Here is an 18,786-nt window from a genome sequence, read left to right on the forward strand (position 1 = left end):
GGCATTTTTTTATAACACATTAATAAAAACACGCTTGCAGATTGCTTGATCGAGGTTTTATAGTCGGTGTTTACTGAGAAGGGGATTGATTTGTAATCTAATGACGATCTCTTGTGGCAATCGTGAAGGATTTTTTAGTCGTTCTCATGAGTTTTATTAGCCATGAAACTCATCCAATGTACCCAAGTCATCTTGCGAGCAGATACTCGTTATACATGATGATTTGTCGTCTGGATGCTTCAGGCGAAAAGGATATTGAAAAGAAGAATATAAAAAAGCCAGGAAAATCTCCTGGCAGACTTATTAACCTGTATATGTTCTGGGGGAACGAACAGGTGACTCTTTAACCAGTATTTCCAATTCAAATAAAAATATACAACAGGAAAGCTCTCAGCCTCTGGAAAGCATTAACACTTCAATTATAAGAGGTCGGGAGTGTCCTAATGAAAGATTCTAACCTTATAGTCAGACAGAAATCAAAGGCAGCTAGGACGGTGCTTCATGTGATAAAAGACAACGGGTTCGGATGTCTGGCCAGGCTGCTATTTGATGCATTTGTTGGACGAATAACAAGTGATAGACGAATGAGAGATAGGTTAAAAATCCCTTGAATGTAATTGGTTGTAATGGGAAAATAAGGAATGTGTTAAAAATTTGGAGTTAGCAACTGGCATTTGCGTGCTCCTACTTAAATGTGTAGCGTGCAGAAGGGGTAGTTAAGGTGCTAAGAAAGATATTTTGCAGGCATTCATGGGCTTTACGTATTGATGATACGAAAGTGAGAGGGAAAGTTTACGAATGTAAGAAGTGTGGGGAGGTGAGAATCAAATTTTATTAAGATTATAGTTCATTGAAAATATAACAGCTTACTATAGAGATTAACGGAAAAAGCGAGGGTACCAAACCATTAAGGCAGTATGCAGCTGTTTTATGGTTTGGTGTCTTTTTTTATTTTATAGGAAGGGGAGGAATGCAAAACAATTAAATCTTTTTATAGATATAAATGAAAAAGAAAGACAAAACTTGATTATGAGGGCCAAGGAGATACCGTTGGGCGCTTATCGTTCAAACAGAGAATAACAGTTATTTGAAAAAGCGTATTTCATTATTACGCAATCGAGCCATTGAATGGGAGGGGGTTTTTGGGGCTAATAGAGGATTCCTTTAAATAAGTCACCATAAATCAAAGTACACTCCCTAAATATGGTGCATAGGATAATTCTATAAATTGATGAAAGGGATGAAAGTGATGTATTACGTTCCTTATATGTATCAATATCCACATCCACATCCACATCCACATCCTTACTATGTTAACCCGCTGATAGATAACCAGAGAAGACAGTCGGCTTATTGGCCCATGCCTAATGAGATGAAGCATGGAAACCGATTTGCTTCTCCACAGCCTTTAAAAGGTAAAGGAAGCTTTGTATTAAAAGATTATGGAACCCAACCATTTGTTGTAAACATTGATAAGGCCACTAACCAAAACAACACATTTCGTACGGCCCTATGGACAGGGAAAAATCTACAAGTAACTCTGATGAGTATTGGAGTGGGAAAAGACATCGGATTAGAAGTTCATCCGACAGTTGACCAGTTTTTGCGCATTGAAGAAGGGCAAGGAATGGTTCAGGCAGGAAATACTAAAGATAATTTGTATTTTGAAGAAAGAGTGCATGAGGATTACGCAATTATGATACCAGCAGGGACATGGCACAATGTCATCAATACTGGAAATAAGCCAATGAAGCTTTACTCGATCTATGCGCCACCTGAGCATCCATTTGGTACTGTTCATAAAACGAAAGCAGATGCACTGGCGGCTGAGAAAAAACACACTAATAAATAGCAGGTTGAATAGTTTTATGGTTACTTTTCCTTAATAATTGTTTTAGAGGAAGAACGGAACAAAAACGGACAAATTCCGTCCAATAATCGAACAAACAGGGTGACGTTTTGGGTACCTTTTTATTTTTCCATTATCAGTCAGTTAGTTGGCTAGATTGTGAGATTCTTTTACAAAACGACCGACTGTCGCCAGCTGCTGCTTCTGTTGAAAATGAGAAGTGATCCGAAAGAGCCTTATGGGTGCTAATAGAGGAACATACAAGAGAAGGAGTATTTAAGAAAAGAGAGGAGGGATTAATTTCCTCTAGTTGTTATCGAAGCGTTTGGTCCAAGTGTTTGCAGGGAATTGGTAAGCAAATTAGCAGACAACGAACTAGTTTTCCAGGGCGATAACACAGAGGAGGCAATATGGAAAGAGACGAATTCACCTACGAGATTCTTAAAGAAATTCAGAATGGAAAGCAACTTCACTGGAGTGACTTTTCGATGAATCAGGAGCAATTTGAAGCTGAAATAGACACCATTAAAAAGAACCATCTAGTCCAAATTGATGGCACGAGTGATGGGGAGAAGGGTCCGGAGTTAACATCGGAAGGGATTACGTGCATAGAAGAGTATGAACAGGAATAAGTGAATTATTAAAAGGTGGTTGATAACTTGCAAAAAAAGATTGGAATAGTGCCTTTGAAACATCAAATATTTAAATAGTGATGAGGTTCATTCAGCAAGTGTAGTGGCATTGATTAATGTTTTATCTCATAAAGGGATCATTACTACTGATGAGTATTTAAAAGAGTTTACAGACTTGATTAAAAAGATGGATGATAAAAAGGCAAAATAAGTCTTATATAGACCGAGTATTTTCTTTGCGGTGCTTCTTCTGTATACAAAATAAAAACCCTATTTGCAATAGGGTTTTTATTTTCCTCTTCATTCCACACTTACAGCAATCGCTATCTTGAGCTGATAATTCAACAATCTCTCATTTTACCCTGGCCTTGAAAGAGGGGTCTTTGGATTAGCTTAGTTATTGGTGGTGCTTTAAATAAAATATAGTGTGTAAACAAAGCGATTAATAAGCCATTTATAAATCCAGCCATTACATCAAGTGGATAATGTACTCCCACCCATACCCTAGAGAAAGCTACACCTACAGCGAGAGCAAACCAAATATGTTTAAAGCGATAGGATGACAGCCATAGAGTAACAGCAATTACTATTGCGGAAGTAGCATGGTCACTCGGGAAAGAGGAGTTAGCAGAATGGTCTACGAGTTGAATAATGTTATGCGATATAAAAGGCCGATCTCTATAGATGAATACTTCAATAAGTCTGTTTATTGAAAATCCTAAGGCAAATGCAAACATAGCTTGAAAGGCTATTATGCGAAAATTACTTTTGTTTAGTAGCCATAACATTATAATTAGTAAACCAAAAGCATATTGAACATACTCAGCAAAGAAAATCATGATGTTGTCTAGCAATTGATAGCGCTGAACTTGATCATTGATAAATTTAAACCATTCGTAATCTGCATCTGTAAAATTCATTTGATAATTACCTTTAACGTACTAAATTAATTAACGTTTCCTTTCCATATGTCTATTACTAACATTTTAACAATCAATATCCACTTTTCAAGGTTTTGTTGCATAATTCTACATGATTAAAAAATAGAGTACTTAAATAATTTTATTATTTCTGTCCGATTGGATTACTTTCCTTTGAAATCCAAGGGTTAGTTTAACGTATGGGTTAGGAAGAGAAAATCGTTTCTTTTTTTTAAACAAAAAGAAATTGAGGATGATTAGATATGAGATGGATATTGGAAAGCTGAACGACTTATTTGTGAGGTTAACTATAAATCAATTCTTTGATGGAATGGTTCAATTGGATTTCAAAAAGTGATCCAGCGTCCGAATAGAAGGTGCTCTTTTTATGTCCAAATATATAACATGATTCTTCCCGACATTTGAGCAATAGTTTTAAAATAAGAAGAAAAATGTGAGATTGTGTATTTGAAAAATATCCAACATATATGAAAAGTGTTATAGCTACCTCTACGGCAATACATTGAATGTAATCGTCTGTATTTTTTTAGGATAAGCGGGCAATTTAACAATACATATAGAACAATGTTTATAAATATGAGGAACAAGTAAATGATAAGAACTTTGACAAATGAGGCGATAAATATGAAAAAGAAAGCCATATTGATATTAAGCATAGGTTTTGCTGTCTTGATAGCATTCGCTTTCTTCTTACAACATTTAAATGGATCTTCCCCTAAATGGACAGACATGCTGGGGAGAATTGTGATTGGTTTTCTGCCTGTCCTTCTTTTATTTTTAAAAAGGATTCCTTTTAGCTTGCCGTTGATTATAGGGTATTATGCTTTGCTTTTTTTCTCATTTTTCCTAGGTGCCATTTTACGTTTTTACGATCGTTTTTCTTGGTGGGATACCGTCCTTCATTTTGGAGGAAGTGTTTTCACGGCCTTTGTTGCAATAGCTTTATACAGGCTTCTCATTCCTGAATCAGCAGAAAAAAGAATTTCCCGCTGGCTGATTTTTCTATTTGTCTTAACATTCGCTGTGACCTTCAGTGCTTTTTGGGAAGTGATAGAGTTTATTGGATCCGTTATGGGGGCTTTGGAAAGTGATGATAATAAAGATACGATGACAGATACGCTATCAGGCATGGCAGGAGGATTTACCATAGCTATCTATGCAGCCTTTCGCAAAAAGGTAAGCGACCAAAACTGAGGGACAAAGACATAAATAAGTGAATAGATTAGGGAGCTACCTTAGAAGAATACTCATTAAGGTAGCTCCCTTTCTGTTGTGAAGGCATTTATTTATCTTTTCTTATTATTAAGATCTTCCGTATCTCTATTGTTTTCAAGGATATCTTCATCATTTTCATTCATATTGTTATCCCCAGGCATCAGATTATTTTCATTGTTTTGGTTATTATCACCATCGGGGAGTATGTCATTTCCGTTGTTCGTGTCATCTTCGCCGTTAGGGAGTATATCATTTTCGTTGTTCCTGTCGCCTTCACCATCAGGCAGGATATCATCGTCCCTATTCATGTCATTTTCGTTGTCAGGGCCTATATCATTAATCTCATTCCCATTGTTATTGTCATTTTGAGGTGTTTGTTGTGTATCATTGTCATCTTCTACTGGATCATTATCATTGTTACACCCCATTAGTACTACGGCTGATAATAAAAAGGCAGGTAATATATGTAACCACTTTTTAGGCACTTTTGTTTCCTCTCTTTCATTGTTATTTTTGTTGCTTTATCATTTTCTTCAGTTTATTAATTTTTATGCATAGCTTAATGCTGGGCAGCTTTGTTTTTATTTGTACAGTAAATCATGATCTGGGGTGAGGATGACTAGTCGTTTTTCATCACCGAAACGATGATAATGAAACAGTTAAAAAGAGGAGGATGGAAAGTTTCTCGATTAAACTTTTCTATAAAAATAAAAGCATTAGTCGTATAAAATTCTGATAACAAAGAATTAATTTTGTATCTACTATATCAATTATCTGGTAAAATTTAGTTGAGAAAACGTTGTGAAAGGAGGTCTACAGTGGAAGTCATTTTAACGAGTATATTTTCAGCTATCATTATATTTATTACTGTCTTTTACATGGTGAAGGTATTTATTATCGCTTATAAGAGGAAGGAAATATCAACTCGAAAATTCATTGCTTTTTCAGCTTCTTCCATTTTAATCGGTGTTATAATAGCTTCCGTATTACCCTTTGCTTATCAAAAAATACTTCATTATATCTACTAACTATCTCTTTTAAAAGGACCTTCCTAATCAAAGGTCTTTCATTTTTTAATCAATCAACGAAATTTAACATCGCCAATCAATAAAATAGAAGTGTACTTAGGAAACAAATGAAGGTGGCAAGGTAGATGGGGATGTCTAATTATTATAAAAGGCTGCGTGAAAAGGTAGGTAATGAATTGATATTCATGCCAAGTGTAGCAGCGATTGTTCGAAATGATTCAGGTGAAATTTTATTTCAAAACAAAAGAAATGGGGAAAAGTGGAGTCTTCCTGCTGGAGCCATTGAGCCTGGAGAGGTACCAGCGCAAGCTGTGATTCGAGAAGTATGGGAAGAAACCGGTCTAACCGTTGTACCCAAAAAACTATTAGGCGTATTTGGTGGAGAAGAATTTCGCTATAAGTACCCTAATGGTGATCAAGTGGAATATATTATATTCGTATTTGAATGTATGATTTATCAAGGGAGGCTTGGTCCAGTAGACGATGAAACTGTGGAATTGCGTTATTTTGATGCAAGTGACATGCCAGGACTTGCCTTACCTTACCCTAAATCATTATTTGTACAGGGAATGACAGCGGATTTATCTTTTCAATGGGATGACAATTGGCTAGAAAATATCCCGGGAAAATGATGAGGGTGTACTTCATAGATTAACCAAGAAAATGGTGAAAAAGTTTGCCCTTATTAAGCAGGCTTTTTATTTTCATTATATTGGAAGAGTCTTGTATAGAAATATGCCTATGTACAATAAAAAGGGAAGAGTAGAGGGGGCTCACTAAAAGGCGTAAGTACTAGAGAATTTGCTGTTGGAACAAGGCTGCGGCTTAGATGCAGAAATAGAAGTTTAGAAAAGTTTTTTATACGCCTGAGTTATGGTACTCAAAGCGATAAAAATAGACTGTCTATTGACAGTCCTTTTTATTTTGCTTGTGAATGGAGGCTGTTGATTTCTATTCCAGGCGCTTACGCGGTGAGCCTCCTCGCCGCGTAAGCGCCTGTGGGGTCTCACTTGTCTCGCTAATCCCGCAGGAGTCTTTGCGCCGCCTTCCATTCCAATCAACAGGGTTTGCAAAGTTAGAATAGCCGTACAACGATGCCTGCTTTAAGATAAACTCAGAGAAGTCTATCTTTCTCCTGAATGGCTTGAAAACTAACGAAGAATCAAAAGTGGTTTGGAACGATCTTATTTCGAACCACTTTTGCCGACAAACTGAGACCGTCTATCGACAGCCTGTTCTCGAGTTAAGATTTTTATTAACACCATTCTCTTGCAGATAATCAATGGGTGTTTTTGTCTACATATTTCCCGTAATCAGGTATAGCAATTTGGTCAAATTCTTTAACAAGCTTTTGCAAACTGTTTGTCAACAACTCGCCAGACATAGGTAATCCATGACCGGTAACAGCAACAGTTGGCTCTAATGCTTCTAACTTAATGACTGATTCCTTGGCTGTTTTCCAATCTGTTGTGAGGTACCTCGGAGGCCCGCTGATTTCCTGTTCTTGTGTTAAAACTTTATAAAGATATTCTTGCTTAACAGTAACGAACGCGTCCCCTGCGATTAATGCTCGGTCTTTTTCTCTAAATAAGGAAACATGTCCAGGTGCATGTCCGGGTGTGTGAATCCATTTAAAATCCGGCATATGAGGAACGGCTCCATCAGGAGGCAGTGGTTTTACATTATCTCCTAAATCAATCGGCTCATTCGGAAACATAGGAGACATTTTTGCCACCATACCGCCTTCAACCGTCGGGTCCGGTTCTGGATAACTTTTTTGGCCTGTGAGAAAAGGAATTTCCAACTCGTGTGCATAGACAGGAACTTCCCAATGCTTAACCAGGTCAATAACAGCCCCGACATGATCAAAATGGCCATGTGTCAAAATGATTGCCTGTGGCCGGCTGCTTGCCCCAAAGCGTTCTTCGATAACAGAAATAATTTCATTTGCCGACTCAGGCATTCCTGTATCAACTAATACGAAGTCCCTCATCCTAGGATTTCCAACTAAATGAATATTGACGATTTGGACAGTATGACAAAATAAGTCTGGCAGTACCTCAATACCCACTCCACTGCCTATAGAAGTTGTTGGAATATATTTGTAATCACTTCCGTAATTTATATCCTTATCCACTTTTCATCCTCCTTCATTCACCTAAATACCTGCGCAAAATCTATTGTTCCCCTTTATTTGTTCATTTAAGCAAAGTATTTGAAGCAAGAAAAATGAATAAGATCGATCAAATTATGTTAAATCCTATTACTCAAAAATCTTAAGGGGTGAAAGTGAAAGGCATGCAAGGAACAAGTTGCATTCAAACGAAAAAGCTTTCCGATGAAGTAAAGGATTGTCTGGCGGTTTGAGTAGTCTTAGGAGTACTGTTGCTACTTTTTTACAGCAGCAAAAAGGTCCCGCTTAATAGCCGGGCATATACATCTGTTCACTAAAGAATCTCCCTGAAAAGTGCCTGTTCAGAAGGCTGCTACATACTTGAATAGCCTTCTTACGTAATTGTAGACCTCACTATGCAGTGAGGTTTTTTCCTGTCCATTCAGAAAATGAAACATTATAATAAAAAGTGGAAAAAGCTTTATAGTGCACAGCTATGGAAGGGATAATTTTTTTATTTTAAGGCTTTTCCTAATTGAAAGTTATTTTTCTTAAGCAGGAATTAAGATATACTAAAAATAAATAAGTATGAGTAAAGGTGTGGTTTTTTGACGGACGAGTTATTGGTAAAAAAGCAACATAAGAAATTATCGCGTTTGAAAGTGATTCAGAGGGCTGTTTTTATTACAGTTGGCGCCTTGCTCATGGCTGTTGGATTAGAGATCTTTTTAGTTCCCAACCAGGTAATTGATGGTGGGGTGACAGGTATTTCCATTATGCTTTCCCACATTACAGGAGTAAAACTTGGTATCTTTCTTTTTATCTTAAATTTACCGTTTGTATACTTGGGATATAAGCAATTTGGGAAAACTTTTGCCATATCGACTGTATATGGGATTATTATGCTATCTGTCTTCGCCACATTTTTTCACCCGATTATGCCGTTTACTGAGGATATCCTTCTGGCCACAATTTTTGGAGGGATTTTTCTAGGTGTTGGGGTTGGGATGGTCATCCGAAATGGCGGGGCGCTAGATGGGACTGAAGTACTTTCAATTGTGATAAGCAAAAAAGTCCCTTTTTCTGTTGGTGAAATTGTCATGTTCATTAACTTATTTATACTTAGCTCTGCAGGGTTTGTCTACACGTGGGATCGTGCGATGTATTCTATCCTAGCTTATGTGGTAGCTGCTAAAGCGATCGATATTGTCGTTGCCGGGATGGAAGAATCAAAATCGGCATGGATTATTAGCGATGAAGCAAGAGAGATAGGCGATGCCATTAATAGCCGATTAGGAAGAGGCGTCACTTATTTACATGGAGAGGGCGCTTATACAGGTGATGACAAAAAGGTTATATTTTGCATCATTACCCGTTTGGAAGAATCTAAATTAACCACAATCGTGGAGGAGATCGATGCTTCGGCTTTCCTGGCCATTGCAGATATTTCGGAAGTGCGCGGTGGACGGTTTAAAAAGAGAAACATCCATTAAATTATTAATCTATTTGCGATCACAACTGTACATATTTTTCAGTTGGCAGACAAAGTCCACAAGGTAAAACATACTTTTTAAAAAGTATGTTTTTATTTATTTATGTGTAAAATTCAAATTCAAAACCATCCTATTTGGTTAAGATTAAGGAGCGAGCCTCGGGGAATATTAAACTAATACTAACTAAAAGAAAGGAGAAGTTTCATGTGGAAACATATTTTATCCAGTATTGGAATTGGCGGAGTAGCGATTGATACAGCTCTTCAAAAAGCGGCTTACCACAGAGGGGATAAAATTGAAGGAACAGTATTGATTAATGGCGGCCGGGCTGCGGAACCAATTGATGCACTCATTGTTTCTTTGCATCTGCAAATGGATGAAGTTCGCGAAGACAGTGATTTTGCATACCATGACAAAGATGTAAAAGAAATTCTTATCCCGATTCAACGTGAAATCCAGCCTAAAGAAAAGCTAACGATTCCTTTCTCGCTGGAAATTGACCTTGAACATCCACCTACCAGTGATACAAATAAAACCTTTTTAAAAACAACCGCTGTGATTCCGCAAGCCGTTGATCCTTCTGGTCAGGATGAATTAATCATTTTAAATTAAATAAGGACAGAAAAATAAATCAAGGCTTGCACAGGAGAATTTTCATTGTTATACTAATCCGGACACAACATTTAGTGGTAATGCTTTAATTAAATCAATATTTAGTAAAAAGGTGCTGTCACAGCTTAATAGGGAATTCGGTGAAATACCGAAGCTGTCCCCGCAACTGTAAGTGTGAACGACCGCAGATCAATCCACTGTCTAATAGATGGGAAGGAATGTGGAAGGAAGAAGCACAAGCCAGGAGACCTGCCTTTTTACTGCGTGTACTCTTCTTCGGGAGTTGGGAAGAAAGCGCGGAGAAAATAAAAATGTCTTTCGTTCAGACAAGCTCTTTTGATGATGCTTAGGAGCAGGTCTGTCCCATTTTTCATTAAACTTTTATTTCTTCGCTCTTATCCCATCTTTCATCTAGAAAGATGGTTTTTTTATGGACAAAAAAATCTCTTTCTAAACTACTTATCGTTTAGGAGGAACAAATATGATTCAAACAGTACAAAGTGTGGCAGAAGAGGCGTTCAGTGAAATTCAAAAAGAATTCCCCTCTATTGAACTGGCAAGCTACAAGAAAAAAGTAAGGGTAACTTTGGATACGAGAGAGGGATGGACAAATGAGCAGGTTCAGCAGCTGCTTTTACATTCAGCCGTGGAGCGGATCACAAGTGAAGAACCGGATTGGACATTTGTAGCTGCCCGTCTGTATTTACAACAATTATATAAGCAAGCAGCTATAACACGTGGGGAAAACACCAATAGGTATGGCAGCTTCTTGAACCTTATTCACCTTCTGCTGAAAGAAGGAATATACAATCCGCAGTTAACGACAGCTTATACGGAAGCGGAGATTAATGAGTTAAGCACCATCATTGATCCTGATAAAGATCACTTATTTACATACATCGGAATTGTTACATTGAGCGAAAGATATTTAGCTCATACGCTCGACAAGCAGCCAGCAGAGCTTCCGCAGGAAAGATGGCTCATTATTGCGATGACGTTAATGATGAACGAACCTCAATCGGTACGTCTCCAATACGTAAAAGAAGCATATTGGGCTCTTTCTAATTTATATATGACAACAGCTACGCCAACACTTGCCAATGCCGGGAAATCATACGGCCAGCTGTCAAGCTGCTTTATCGATACGGTGGACGACAGCCTGCAAGGGATCTTTGATGCCAATACGGACGCTGCCAATTTGAGCAAAAATGGAGGGGGCCTGGGCATTTACTTAGGGAAAATTCGCAGCCAGGGCAGTGACATTAAAGGATTCAAAAATGTCAGCTCCGGCGTGATTCCATGGATGAAACAGCTCAATAATACGGCCGTTTCTGTCGATCAGCTCGGACAGCGTCAGGGGGCGATCGCTGTTTATCTCGATGTCTGGCATAAAGACATTTTTTCCTTTTTAGAAACCCGTTTGAATAACGGAGATGAACGCCGCCGAACACATGATTTGTTTACCGGTATAACGATACCGGATTTGTTTATGGAAGCTGTTGATAACAGGGAAGAATGGCATTTATTTGACCCGCATGAGGTAAGGAAGGTAATGGGCTACTCGCTTGAAGACTCATTTGATGAAAAAAGAGGAGCAGGTACATTTAGAAACCGGTATAAAGAGTGTGCGGCTCATCCAGCGCTCAGCAAAAAAACCGTGCCGGCTATTGAGATTATGAAAGCTATTATGATTTCCCAGCTTGAAACAGGCACCCCTTATATGTTTTACAGGGATACCGTCAACCGGGCGAATCCGAATAAGCATGCCGGCATGATTTATGCGAGCAATCTCTGTACGGAAATCTGCCAAAATATGAGTCCGACTGTTGTGATCGAAGAAAAGACGGAAGACGGAAAAATCATGATTACGAAGGACCCAGGCGATTATGTTGTATGTAATTTGTCATCTGTTTCTTTGGCCCGCGCTGTTATGGATGAAGTGCTTGAGCGCTTAATTCCGATTCAGGTAAGAATGCTTGATAACGTGATTGAAATGAACAGTATCCCAGTGCTACAGGCACAGCTGACGAACAAGAAATATAGGGGAATTGGGCTCGGCACGTTTGGCTGGCAGCACCTGCTCGCTTTGAAGGGATTAAGCTGGGAATCGGACGAAGCAGTCAGTTATTGCGATGAGCTGTACGAGCAGCTCGCGTTCTTAACTATTGAGGCAAGTGCGGAGCTTGCAGCCGAAAAAGGGGCTTACCCGGTATTTGCAGGATCAGAGTGGGAGAGCGGCGTCTACTTTGAGCAAAGAGGTTACAGTGGGACGAAATGGCAAGAGTTAAAGGAAAAAGTGAAAAGATCAGGCATGAGGAATGGATATTTGCTGGCAGTGGCGCCGAATTCATCCACTGCTTTGATTGCCGGTTCAACAGCCGGAATTGACCCGGTTTTCCGTAAAGAATATATGGAAGAGAAGAAAAATTATAAAATCCCAGTGACTGCTCCGGACTTGTCGGCTAAGACGACCTGGTACTATAAAACAGTTTACTTAATTGATCAGCATTGGAGCATTCGCCAGAACGCCAAGCGCCAGCGCCATATTGACCAGGCCGTCTCCTTTAACTTATATGTGCGGAACGACATTAAGGCAAAAGCGCTGCTTGATCTGCATTTGGATGCGTGGGATTCAGGGTTAAAAACAACTTATTATGTGCGGTCGACCGCTTCTGATATTGAAGACTGTGAAAGCTGTCATTCATAAGGGGGAGAATGAGTATGAAACTTAAAAAAAGAGAAATCATTGATCATAGTGCACCAAACCGTTCTACAGGGATTGTGAACGGGAAAAGCTCAAATATTTTAAACTGGGACGATGTGCGCTTTAGCTGGGCTTATCCAAAATATAAGAGAATGCTTGCGAACTTTTGGACACCATTTGAAATCAATATGACGAAAGACCGCCAGCAATTTAGCGAGCTGTCTCCTGATGAAAGAAATGCATTTTTAAAGATTATCGGTTTGCTTGCTTTGCTTGATAGTATTCAAACCGATTATGCTGGCAGAGCGGCAGACTATTTAACAGATTCCAGCTTGCATGCGTTAATGATTATTCTTGCTCAGCAGGAAGTGATTCATAATCATTCTTACAGCTACGTGTTATCGAGTGTGGCGGATAAAGAGACGCAAGATCAAGTATTTGATTTTTGGCGGACCGAACCGATTCTTCAGGAACGCAATGAGTTTGTGACAAAAGGGTATGAAGCCTTTTCTCATGAACCAACCGTCGAAAACTTTCTGAAATCGATTATTTATGATGTGATATTAGAAGGCCTTTTCTTTTACTCTGGATTTGCTTTTTTCTACAATTTGGCCCGCAATCAAAAAATGATTGCAACGAGCACAATGATTAATTATATCAATCGGGATGAGCAACTTCATGTCGGATTATTTGAAAAGATTTTTAAAGAAGTGCTAAGTGAACATCCCGAGTATGATACAGAAGAATTACATCTCTACGGAAAGGAGGCATTCCGACAGGCCGCTGAACTTGAAATTGAGTGGGGAAACTCAATCATTGGCCATAAGATAGATGGAATTCAAATGAGCGAGCTGGAAAGCTATATTAAGTTCATGGCCAATAAACGTGCTGAACAGTTAGGTTTCACAGCGCCGTTTGAAGGCTACCGGACAAACCCAATGCGCTGGATTATTGCTTATCAGGAAGTAGATTTCGGGAAGACAGACTTTTTTGAACAAAAATCCCGTGCCTATACGAAGACAAGTGAAGCGAACGGGTTTGACGAATTATAATGAGTAGTCTCCATTCTTCTTAAATTCTTTAAGAGAATGGCTTGGCGATGAATAGCTAGTATATAGTAAGACAAGCCTTTGAACGGCTAAATAAATGAAAAAAATCCATCTAACCATTCGCAGTATAGGAAACCTACAAGAAAAGTTAATGGAGGCAGAAGAGGCGGCTCACTCAATTGAAGCAGACGATGATGTTATCGTTCCTTTAATTGAGTGAGCCGCTAATTTTACTGGCAGCACTGGAAAAAAGGAACAATTGCACAGAATAGAAGGTTCAATCGCTGATTGACTTTTTTAGGTTATTTTCTGAATATTCAGGGTAAAACAAAAGCAAGATATTGACATGTTTTTCTATCTGTTATATATTATTTGTATAAAAAATATATTTGTTATATAACAGGAGGGAGGTGGAAAATATGGAAATGTATCGAGAGGCTTATGAATATTACATGGAAAGCTGTGAAAATTATGAAATGGAATCCATTAGCTTTTACCATTTTGTTAAGCATTTAACAGAAGAGCAGCTGCAGGAGTACATGAAGAGCGAAATAAAATAGAGGGTGTGATTATTACGGAGACATTAACTGAAGAAATAAGTTAAACCCCGCAGGCAGTGAGTATTCATGCAGCGGGGCTTTGTCTGTTATTCGGCCTCTTCGGTTTCGTCAGGAAGATGATCCCGGCAATAAGCTGCCACAAGCGCTTCTTCGTCCTCTTCAAGTTCAAAATCCAAAACTTCTCCTGTTGCCCGATCGTGTAAGTGATAATGAATGATCTTTTCCTCATCTCCATTTACCAAATAAAGCACACGAATATAGAAACCAGATTCTGAGTATAACTCATCCTCTTCGTCTACCTTTGCATATAAATGAAATTCAAATCTTTCCCCATCGAGCAGCCCGAATGGATCTTCAAGCAGTTCAACCGTATGATGTGTAATGTCCATTAACAATCCGTCCTTTGAAAGTAATATGAGTACGTTTTATTTTAACATAAAACTTGCTTATAGCCGCATACCAGGTTTTTTTGCTTGAAAATACAGGTATGATTATTATAAGATTCGTCTACACTTACTACTGAATTTCCTCTCTGTTGATGAATAAATGAAAAATAAGCGTACATAAAAGAATATCTAGAAGGAGCAAAGGAGCGAAAAATGAAGCGTTTATTTAAATATACCGTCTCTGTTCTCATTGTTGCTGTCATTGCTGTATCCCTTTGGCTTTACTATCCTACTTACAAGATCCAGCAAATGAAGGAAGAATCTGCCCCTACGTCTGCTCAAGCTGCTCTTTCTTACGTTGACTATTATAGCAATGTTGATAAAGAGAGTTTAACTCACCTTGCCATTGGTGACTCGATCATTGCGGGTTTTGGCTCAGAGAATGAAGAAAGCTTCGTCGATTATTTTTCCCGCCGTTTCGAAGAGCAAACAGGAAAAACGGTCATTCTGGAAAACGAAGGGATCCTTGGAATTAACAGTACAAATTTAAACACACTTGTACAAAGAGGCACCTTTGATGACCAAATTAAAAAGGCAGATTTGATTACAATTAATGTCGGCGGCAACGATATTTTGGAGACTCTTTATCAAGGTGATTATAAAAACGTTGTAGCTAATTTTGACTCTATGAGAAAGACATTCACGGACAACTTAAAGGCGATAAGTGAAAGGATCAAGAAAGAAAATCCTTCAGCAACCATTGTTTTTTTGGAGATGTACAATCCTCTAAATCCGGATCACGAACTTTATAAAGTAGCTGATCAACTTCTTCCAAAATGGAATGTGAAAATTTATGAGGTAGCCCGCCATTACAATCATTCGATTGTTCTAGAGACAACAAAAGTGCTTAATGGCCATCATTTGCAATATCTTTCATCTGATGGTGTACATCCAAATTCTCTCGGATACGAAGCGCTCTCAAAACAAATGCTGAAGCAGTTAAAGAAGAAGCCATTCGTTGAATCCGTCTGATAAAAAAGCAGATTTCCTATCTGCTTTTTTATTATGCTTCGATCTGGGAATATTAAACACAAACCAGCATATATTTAATTTCGTGTACAATCTTTGCAATCAGGGGGTAGGTTAATTGAACAGGCATTTATCAATTTCGAGGTGGTTTGTCCCAGTATTTATGCTGCTATCCTTTGCTTTTTTCTTTGCCTGCGAGCCAGTCAATCAAGCATCGGCCACCATTAATTATGGAGAAGAAGCAGCAGCAACGGCACAAACACTAATAGGGGCTCCTTACAAGTATGGAGGCACCTCTCCCAAAGGGTTTGATGCCGGAAGCTTTACACAGTATGTGTATAAGGAAGCTGCTACTCAAATGAACATTCCAAGAACAAGTGCTGCTCAATTTAAAACAGGAAAAGCAGTCAAACAGAAAGATTTACAATTTGGCGACTTGGTGTTCTATGCAACAGGAGCGAAAGGAAAAGTTTCTTTTGTTGCGATTTATACAGGGAATGGCAAGTTTGTAGGAGCTACATCTAAAGGCGTAAAAGAAGTAAAGATGAACACCTCCTATTGGAAGAACCGTTATATAGGCGCGAAAAGAATCATTAAATAAAAAAAGCAAGCTGGGACTCTTTTTGCTCCCAGCTTGCTTTTTTGTTAGAAGCCGTCTTCCATTGCAGCAAAAGGAATGTTAAGACGGTTCTCTACTGCGCGTAATCGTTGGTTTAATCTGTTTAAGCGCCTCGTGTGACGTTCATCATTCTGGTTAAGACGTGTAATTTCGCGGTTGATCCGTGTAATTTCCCGGCTCAGCCGAGTTATCTCTGCTACCTGCCGCTCGTTTTGGCGTTCCAAAGCGGTCACTCTTCTCTCCAATGCAGAAGGCTGTCTGCTCACATCATCATACTCTTCTTCAAGAGGCATATAGGAATAATCCGAATAATAATCAGCTGACTGAGGCACAAAGCCAGGAGGGTAATAATATGGATTCATGTTCTTCATTCTCCTTTTATCGTAGGGTCAATTTCCCTACATCATATGTGGAGAGTGATCAAATGACAGGGTGAAAGCCTAGGGAGGCTCTTAACGGCAGTTGGAGTTTTTAGTTATGCAGCAAATATAAGAGCAGGCTATTAACAAAAATAAGGAAATTTCATCGGGAAATTCATGAGCGAATAAAGTAAGTGACCGAATCCATCGTATGATGAAAGCAAAATGTTTAAAAAAATGATGAGCCTTGTCCTGCTTTCTTATATTGCTGCATATAAATTGTAAAAAGAATGGTTTTTACTGGAGGAGCGTATGTTTACATTTATAGAAAAAGCGGTAATGGGTATGGCTTTATTGAGAATATTATCGGGTGGAATTGAAATTTTCGCTGCTTTTTTAATGCTTAGATTTAACGATATTGAAAAAGCTTTGATTCTGAACAGTTCACTCGCCTTGGTAGGACCGATTATTTTAATTGCCACTACATCCATTGGTCTGTTGGGATTGACCGATCGGATATCATTTCAAACAATCTTCTGGGTCTTTCTTGGTGTAGGATGTATTCTGTACGGGGTAAGAAGCGGATAGCCGTCAACTATCAGATCTGTTCTTTAATGAAAACCGATTACGGTAATGGTTCTCTCAACTTGTATAAGCAGAAAATAAATAATACATTGTAGGCTGAATGTAAAAAGAGCTTAAGGCTTCTGGACTAGCTCCGCTAAACGGCAGTTTTCATTTTCCATTCTTTTATTTTGTAGAAGTTGTTGAAAATAAAAAGCAGTCTTCATTATAAGATTGCTTTTTATTTTTTATTTCCTCTGGATCGTTAGGTAAGCTAAAATTAGCATAGGAGTGAAAATGCAGGGAAGAGTCCTTCAAAGAAGCGATAGGTTGCTTAAAGTGAAATAGACGTTAAGAAGGATAACGGATTCAATAATTAAATACATAACGATGAGATTGTGCAAGTCAAACAAATAAAGCGAATAAGTTTTTAGCTTTTATCAGAATGCACAACGGAGGTAAGACAATTGTCAGTAAAAGGCCTTAATCACTTGTTGTTTTCTGTTTCCAATTTGGACAGGTCCATTCAGTTTTATCAAAACGTATTTGGTGCAAAGCTGCTAGTAAAGGGGAGAAGTACAGCTTATTTTGATTTAGATGGCATGTGGCTGGCGCTCAATGTAGAAGAAAATATCCCTCGCAATGAAATCAGCCAGTCCTATACCCATACTGCCTTTTCAATCAAAGAAGAGGATTACGATAATATGTACGAGAAATTAGAGAAGTTACACGTAAATATTTTGTCAGGGCGCTCCAGGGACGAAAAAGATAAAAAGTCTATCTACTTTACTGATCCCGATGGGCATAAATTTGAACTTCATACAGGCACTTTACAAGATAGACTTCGTTATTATAAAGAGGAAAAAAAGCATATGGAGTTTTACGATTGAAAAATTTTTTCATTCAGGAAGACTTCTTCATGCCATATAACAGTCTGATGAACGAACACAAAACCGCTATAGCGAGTATAGCGGCAAGGGATAATAGATGATTGGAATGGGTGGACGTTCCCCCTTGAACAGCGACCGAGATCCATTTATAATACCCGTCCGGTCATAGCCCATACAGAGACAGCGGTTTCATTGGAGTGGTTGAAAAATCTATGGGGAATAGTGCTCTTGAAGCGAATAGAATCCCCTTCATTTAAAATGTATTCGTTGCTTCCCAGAACAACCGTCATCTGTCCTTTGAGTATCAGGCCGCATTCTTCACCGGAATGCTCTATAAGTTGTTGATTTTCTTTACCGGGTTCCAAGTGAATCATAATCATTTCAATTGTTCCCTCTGTAATAGGAGTCAATAATTGATATTTAGAATGAGACAGAGGAAAAGTAAGGGTTTTTCGCTCTTCCTTTCGAATAATATGCGTAGATTGTTCATCATTTTCCAAGAGCGATGAAATAGAAACATCCAAACCTTTGCAAAGTTTGTAAAGAGTAGTCAGAGTCGGATCCGTCGTTCGGCGTTCAATTTGACTAATCATGCTTACACTTACACCTGACTTTTCTGCTAGTGCTTTTAAAGACAAATTTTGCGCTGTTCGCAAGTCACGAATCTTTGTACCGTCAAACATGGCATCTCCCTCAGTTCGGTTATTTGTATGCTTGTATTATACAACAGACCCGGCATTTTA

The 18,786-nt window shown here is 38.5% G+C and carries 21 protein-coding genes and 1 riboswitch; of the genes, 15 read left to right on the forward strand and 6 right to left on the reverse strand.

Annotated features, from left to right (window positions below; genetic code table 11):
* Positions 1-1,249 precede the first annotated feature (1,249 nt).
* Together ACH0BF_RS00995 and ACH0BF_RS01000 are read left to right on the forward strand one after the other, a co-directional pair.
* The gene (locus tag ACH0BF_RS00995) at positions 1,250-1,852 is read left to right on the forward strand and encodes a cupin domain-containing protein (RefSeq protein WP_406908786.1); all 603 of its coding nucleotides are present in this window, start codon (positions 1,250-1,252) and stop codon (positions 1,850-1,852) included.
* Between the two features lie 407 nt (positions 1,853-2,259).
* Entirely contained in the window at positions 2,260-2,481 is a 222-nt protein-coding gene (locus ACH0BF_RS01000; RefSeq protein ID WP_406908631.1) for a hypothetical protein, read from the forward strand.
* A 341-nt stretch (positions 2,482-2,822) separates the two neighbouring features.
* Here the strand turns inward: ACH0BF_RS01000 and ACH0BF_RS01005 are convergent, their stop codons facing one another.
* Positions 2,823-3,401 carry an undecaprenyl-diphosphatase gene (locus ACH0BF_RS01005; RefSeq protein WP_340853981.1) on the reverse strand — a complete coding sequence of 193 codons (579 nt, stop codon included), beginning with the start codon at positions 3,399-3,401 and terminating at the stop codon, positions 2,823-2,825.
* 645 nt (positions 3,402-4,046) lie between these two features.
* Here ACH0BF_RS01005 and ACH0BF_RS01010 point away from each other — a divergent pair.
* Positions 4,047-4,616 (forward strand): DUF2238 domain-containing protein, encoded by a 570-nt coding sequence (locus ACH0BF_RS01010; protein WP_340853982.1) that lies wholly within the window; start codon positions 4,047-4,049, stop codon positions 4,614-4,616.
* Between the two features lie 92 nt (positions 4,617-4,708).
* Here ACH0BF_RS01010 and ACH0BF_RS01015 read toward each other — a convergent pair whose 3' ends face one another.
* Positions 4,709-5,122, reverse strand: a complete 414-nt coding sequence (locus ACH0BF_RS01015; RefSeq protein ID WP_340853984.1) for a hypothetical protein — start codon at positions 5,120-5,122, stop codon at positions 4,709-4,711.
* A 333-nt stretch (positions 5,123-5,455) separates the two neighbouring features.
* Between ACH0BF_RS01015 and ACH0BF_RS01020 the strand changes: the two genes are divergently transcribed.
* Entirely contained in the window at positions 5,456-5,665 is a 210-nt protein-coding gene (locus ACH0BF_RS01020; protein WP_340853986.1) for a hypothetical protein, read from the forward strand.
* 125 nt (positions 5,666-5,790) lie between these two features.
* Positions 5,791-6,297: an NUDIX hydrolase gene (locus ACH0BF_RS01025; RefSeq protein ID WP_340853987.1), complete on the forward strand. Its 507-nt coding sequence runs from the start codon at positions 5,791-5,793 to the stop codon at positions 6,295-6,297.
* Between the two features lie 647 nt (positions 6,298-6,944).
* Here ACH0BF_RS01025 and ACH0BF_RS01030 read toward each other — a convergent pair.
* A complete protein-coding gene (locus ACH0BF_RS01030; protein ID WP_340853989.1) occupies positions 6,945-7,802 on the reverse strand; it encodes an MBL fold metallo-hydrolase in 858 nt (285 codons plus the stop codon).
* Positions 7,803-8,386: 584 nt separating this feature from the next.
* On the opposite strand from ACH0BF_RS01030, the gene ACH0BF_RS01035 reads away from it, so the two are divergent.
* From ACH0BF_RS01035 to ACH0BF_RS01060, 6 genes are all read left to right on the forward strand, one after another.
* Positions 8,387-9,271 carry a YitT family protein gene (locus ACH0BF_RS01035; protein ID WP_120031503.1) on the forward strand — a complete coding sequence of 295 codons (885 nt, stop codon included), beginning with the start codon at positions 8,387-8,389 and terminating at the stop codon, positions 9,269-9,271.
* Positions 9,272-9,475: 204 nt separating this feature from the next.
* Complete coding sequence (locus ACH0BF_RS01040) at positions 9,476-9,883, forward strand: sporulation protein (RefSeq protein ID WP_406908632.1); 408 nt, start codon at positions 9,476-9,478, stop codon at positions 9,881-9,883.
* Positions 9,884-9,976: 93 nt separating this feature from the next.
* Positions 9,977-10,154, forward strand: a riboswitch (cobalamin riboswitch).
* 210 nt (positions 10,155-10,364) lie between these two features.
* The gene (locus tag ACH0BF_RS01045; protein ID WP_340853992.1) at positions 10,365-12,590 is read left to right on the forward strand and encodes a ribonucleoside-diphosphate reductase subunit alpha; all 2,226 of its coding nucleotides are present in this window, start codon (positions 10,365-10,367) and stop codon (positions 12,588-12,590) included.
* A gap of 8 nt (positions 12,591-12,598) precedes the next feature.
* A complete protein-coding gene (locus ACH0BF_RS01050) occupies positions 12,599-13,639 on the forward strand; it encodes a ribonucleotide-diphosphate reductase subunit beta (RefSeq protein ID WP_340853993.1) in 1,041 nt (346 codons plus the stop codon).
* A gap of 94 nt (positions 13,640-13,733) precedes the next feature.
* Positions 13,734-13,856 (forward strand): hypothetical protein, encoded by a 123-nt coding sequence (locus tag ACH0BF_RS01055; RefSeq protein WP_340853994.1) that lies wholly within the window; start codon positions 13,734-13,736, stop codon positions 13,854-13,856.
* 199 nt (positions 13,857-14,055) lie between these two features.
* On the forward strand, positions 14,056-14,196 hold the full coding sequence (locus ACH0BF_RS01060; RefSeq protein ID WP_182916937.1) for a hypothetical protein: 141 nt from the start codon (positions 14,056-14,058) through the stop codon (positions 14,194-14,196).
* An 86-nt stretch (positions 14,197-14,282) separates the two neighbouring features.
* On the opposite strand, the gene ACH0BF_RS01065 is transcribed toward ACH0BF_RS01060, so the two are convergent.
* Entirely contained in the window at positions 14,283-14,585 is a 303-nt protein-coding gene (locus ACH0BF_RS01065) for a DUF6509 family protein (RefSeq protein WP_340853996.1), read from the reverse strand.
* Between the two features lie 210 nt (positions 14,586-14,795).
* Here ACH0BF_RS01065 and ACH0BF_RS01070 point away from each other — a divergent pair, with 210 nt between their 5' ends.
* The gene (locus ACH0BF_RS01070; protein ID WP_120031495.1) at positions 14,796-15,614 is read left to right on the forward strand and encodes a GDSL-type esterase/lipase family protein; all 819 of its coding nucleotides are present in this window, start codon (positions 14,796-14,798) and stop codon (positions 15,612-15,614) included.
* Between the two features lie 115 nt (positions 15,615-15,729).
* On the forward strand, positions 15,730-16,212 hold the full coding sequence (locus ACH0BF_RS01075; protein WP_120031493.1) for a C40 family peptidase: 483 nt from the start codon (positions 15,730-15,732) through the stop codon (positions 16,210-16,212).
* Between the two features lie 44 nt (positions 16,213-16,256).
* Here ACH0BF_RS01075 and ACH0BF_RS01080 read toward each other — a convergent pair whose 3' ends face one another.
* Positions 16,257-16,592, reverse strand: coding sequence for a coiled-coil domain-containing protein (locus ACH0BF_RS01080; RefSeq protein WP_120031491.1), 336 nt, complete (start codon positions 16,590-16,592; stop codon positions 16,257-16,259).
* 309 nt (positions 16,593-16,901) lie between these two features.
* On the opposite strand from ACH0BF_RS01080, the gene ACH0BF_RS01085 reads away from it, so the two are divergent.
* Both ACH0BF_RS01085 and fosM read left to right on the forward strand, forming a co-directional pair.
* Positions 16,902-17,177, forward strand: a complete 276-nt coding sequence (locus ACH0BF_RS01085; protein ID WP_120031489.1) for a YqhV family protein — start codon at positions 16,902-16,904, stop codon at positions 17,175-17,177.
* Positions 17,178-17,620: 443 nt separating this feature from the next.
* A complete protein-coding gene (gene fosM / locus ACH0BF_RS01090) occupies positions 17,621-18,043 on the forward strand; it encodes a FosM family fosfomycin resistance protein (protein WP_340853997.1) in 423 nt (140 codons plus the stop codon).
* 146 nt (positions 18,044-18,189) lie between these two features.
* Here fosM and ACH0BF_RS01095 read toward each other — a convergent pair whose 3' ends face one another.
* Positions 18,190-18,726: a helix-turn-helix domain-containing protein gene (locus tag ACH0BF_RS01095; protein WP_120031485.1), complete on the reverse strand. Its 537-nt coding sequence runs from the start codon at positions 18,724-18,726 to the stop codon at positions 18,190-18,192.
* Positions 18,727-18,786: the final 60 nt, after the last annotated feature.

The sequence above is a fragment of the Pseudobacillus sp. 179-B 2D1 NHS genome, assembly GCF_045370945.1.
In the GTDB taxonomy this organism is placed as follows: domain Bacteria; phylum Bacillota; class Bacilli; order Bacillales; family Domibacillaceae; genus Pseudobacillus.

Excerpts from the sequence above, each read along its gene's own strand:
- ACH0BF_RS00995 (WP_406908786.1), top strand. The coding sequence starts at position 1,250 with ATGTATTACGTTCCTTATATGTATCAATATCCACATCCACATCCACAT.
- ACH0BF_RS01000 (WP_406908631.1), top strand. The coding sequence starts at position 2,260 with ATGGAAAGAGACGAATTCACCTACGAGATTCTTAAAGAAATTCAGAAT.
- ACH0BF_RS01005 (WP_340853981.1), bottom strand. The coding sequence starts at position 3,401 with ATGAATTTTACAGATGCAGATTACGAATGGTTTAAATTTATCAATGAT.
- ACH0BF_RS01010 (WP_340853982.1), top strand. The coding sequence starts at position 4,047 with ATGAAAAAGAAAGCCATATTGATATTAAGCATAGGTTTTGCTGTCTTG.
- ACH0BF_RS01025 (WP_340853987.1), top strand. The coding sequence starts at position 5,791 with ATGGGGATGTCTAATTATTATAAAAGGCTGCGTGAAAAGGTAGGTAAT.
- ACH0BF_RS01040 (WP_406908632.1), top strand. The coding sequence starts at position 9,476 with ATGTGGAAACATATTTTATCCAGTATTGGAATTGGCGGAGTAGCGATT.
- ACH0BF_RS01045 (WP_340853992.1), top strand. The coding sequence starts at position 10,365 with ATGATTCAAACAGTACAAAGTGTGGCAGAAGAGGCGTTCAGTGAAATT.
- ACH0BF_RS01050 (WP_340853993.1), top strand. The coding sequence starts at position 12,599 with ATGAGTATGAAACTTAAAAAAAGAGAAATCATTGATCATAGTGCACCA.
- ACH0BF_RS01055 (WP_340853994.1), top strand. The coding sequence starts at position 13,734 with ATGAAAAAAATCCATCTAACCATTCGCAGTATAGGAAACCTACAAGAA.
- ACH0BF_RS01060 (WP_182916937.1), top strand. The coding sequence starts at position 14,056 with ATGGAAATGTATCGAGAGGCTTATGAATATTACATGGAAAGCTGTGAA.
- ACH0BF_RS01065 (WP_340853996.1), bottom strand. The coding sequence starts at position 14,585 with ATGGACATTACACATCATACGGTTGAACTGCTTGAAGATCCATTCGGG.
- ACH0BF_RS01070 (WP_120031495.1), top strand. The coding sequence starts at position 14,796 with ATGAAGCGTTTATTTAAATATACCGTCTCTGTTCTCATTGTTGCTGTC.
- ACH0BF_RS01080 (WP_120031491.1), bottom strand. The coding sequence starts at position 16,592 with ATGAATCCATATTATTACCCTCCTGGCTTTGTGCCTCAGTCAGCTGAT.
- ACH0BF_RS01085 (WP_120031489.1), top strand. The coding sequence starts at position 16,902 with ATGTTTACATTTATAGAAAAAGCGGTAATGGGTATGGCTTTATTGAGA.
- ACH0BF_RS01095 (WP_120031485.1), bottom strand. The coding sequence starts at position 18,726 with ATGTTTGACGGTACAAAGATTCGTGACTTGCGAACAGCGCAAAATTTG.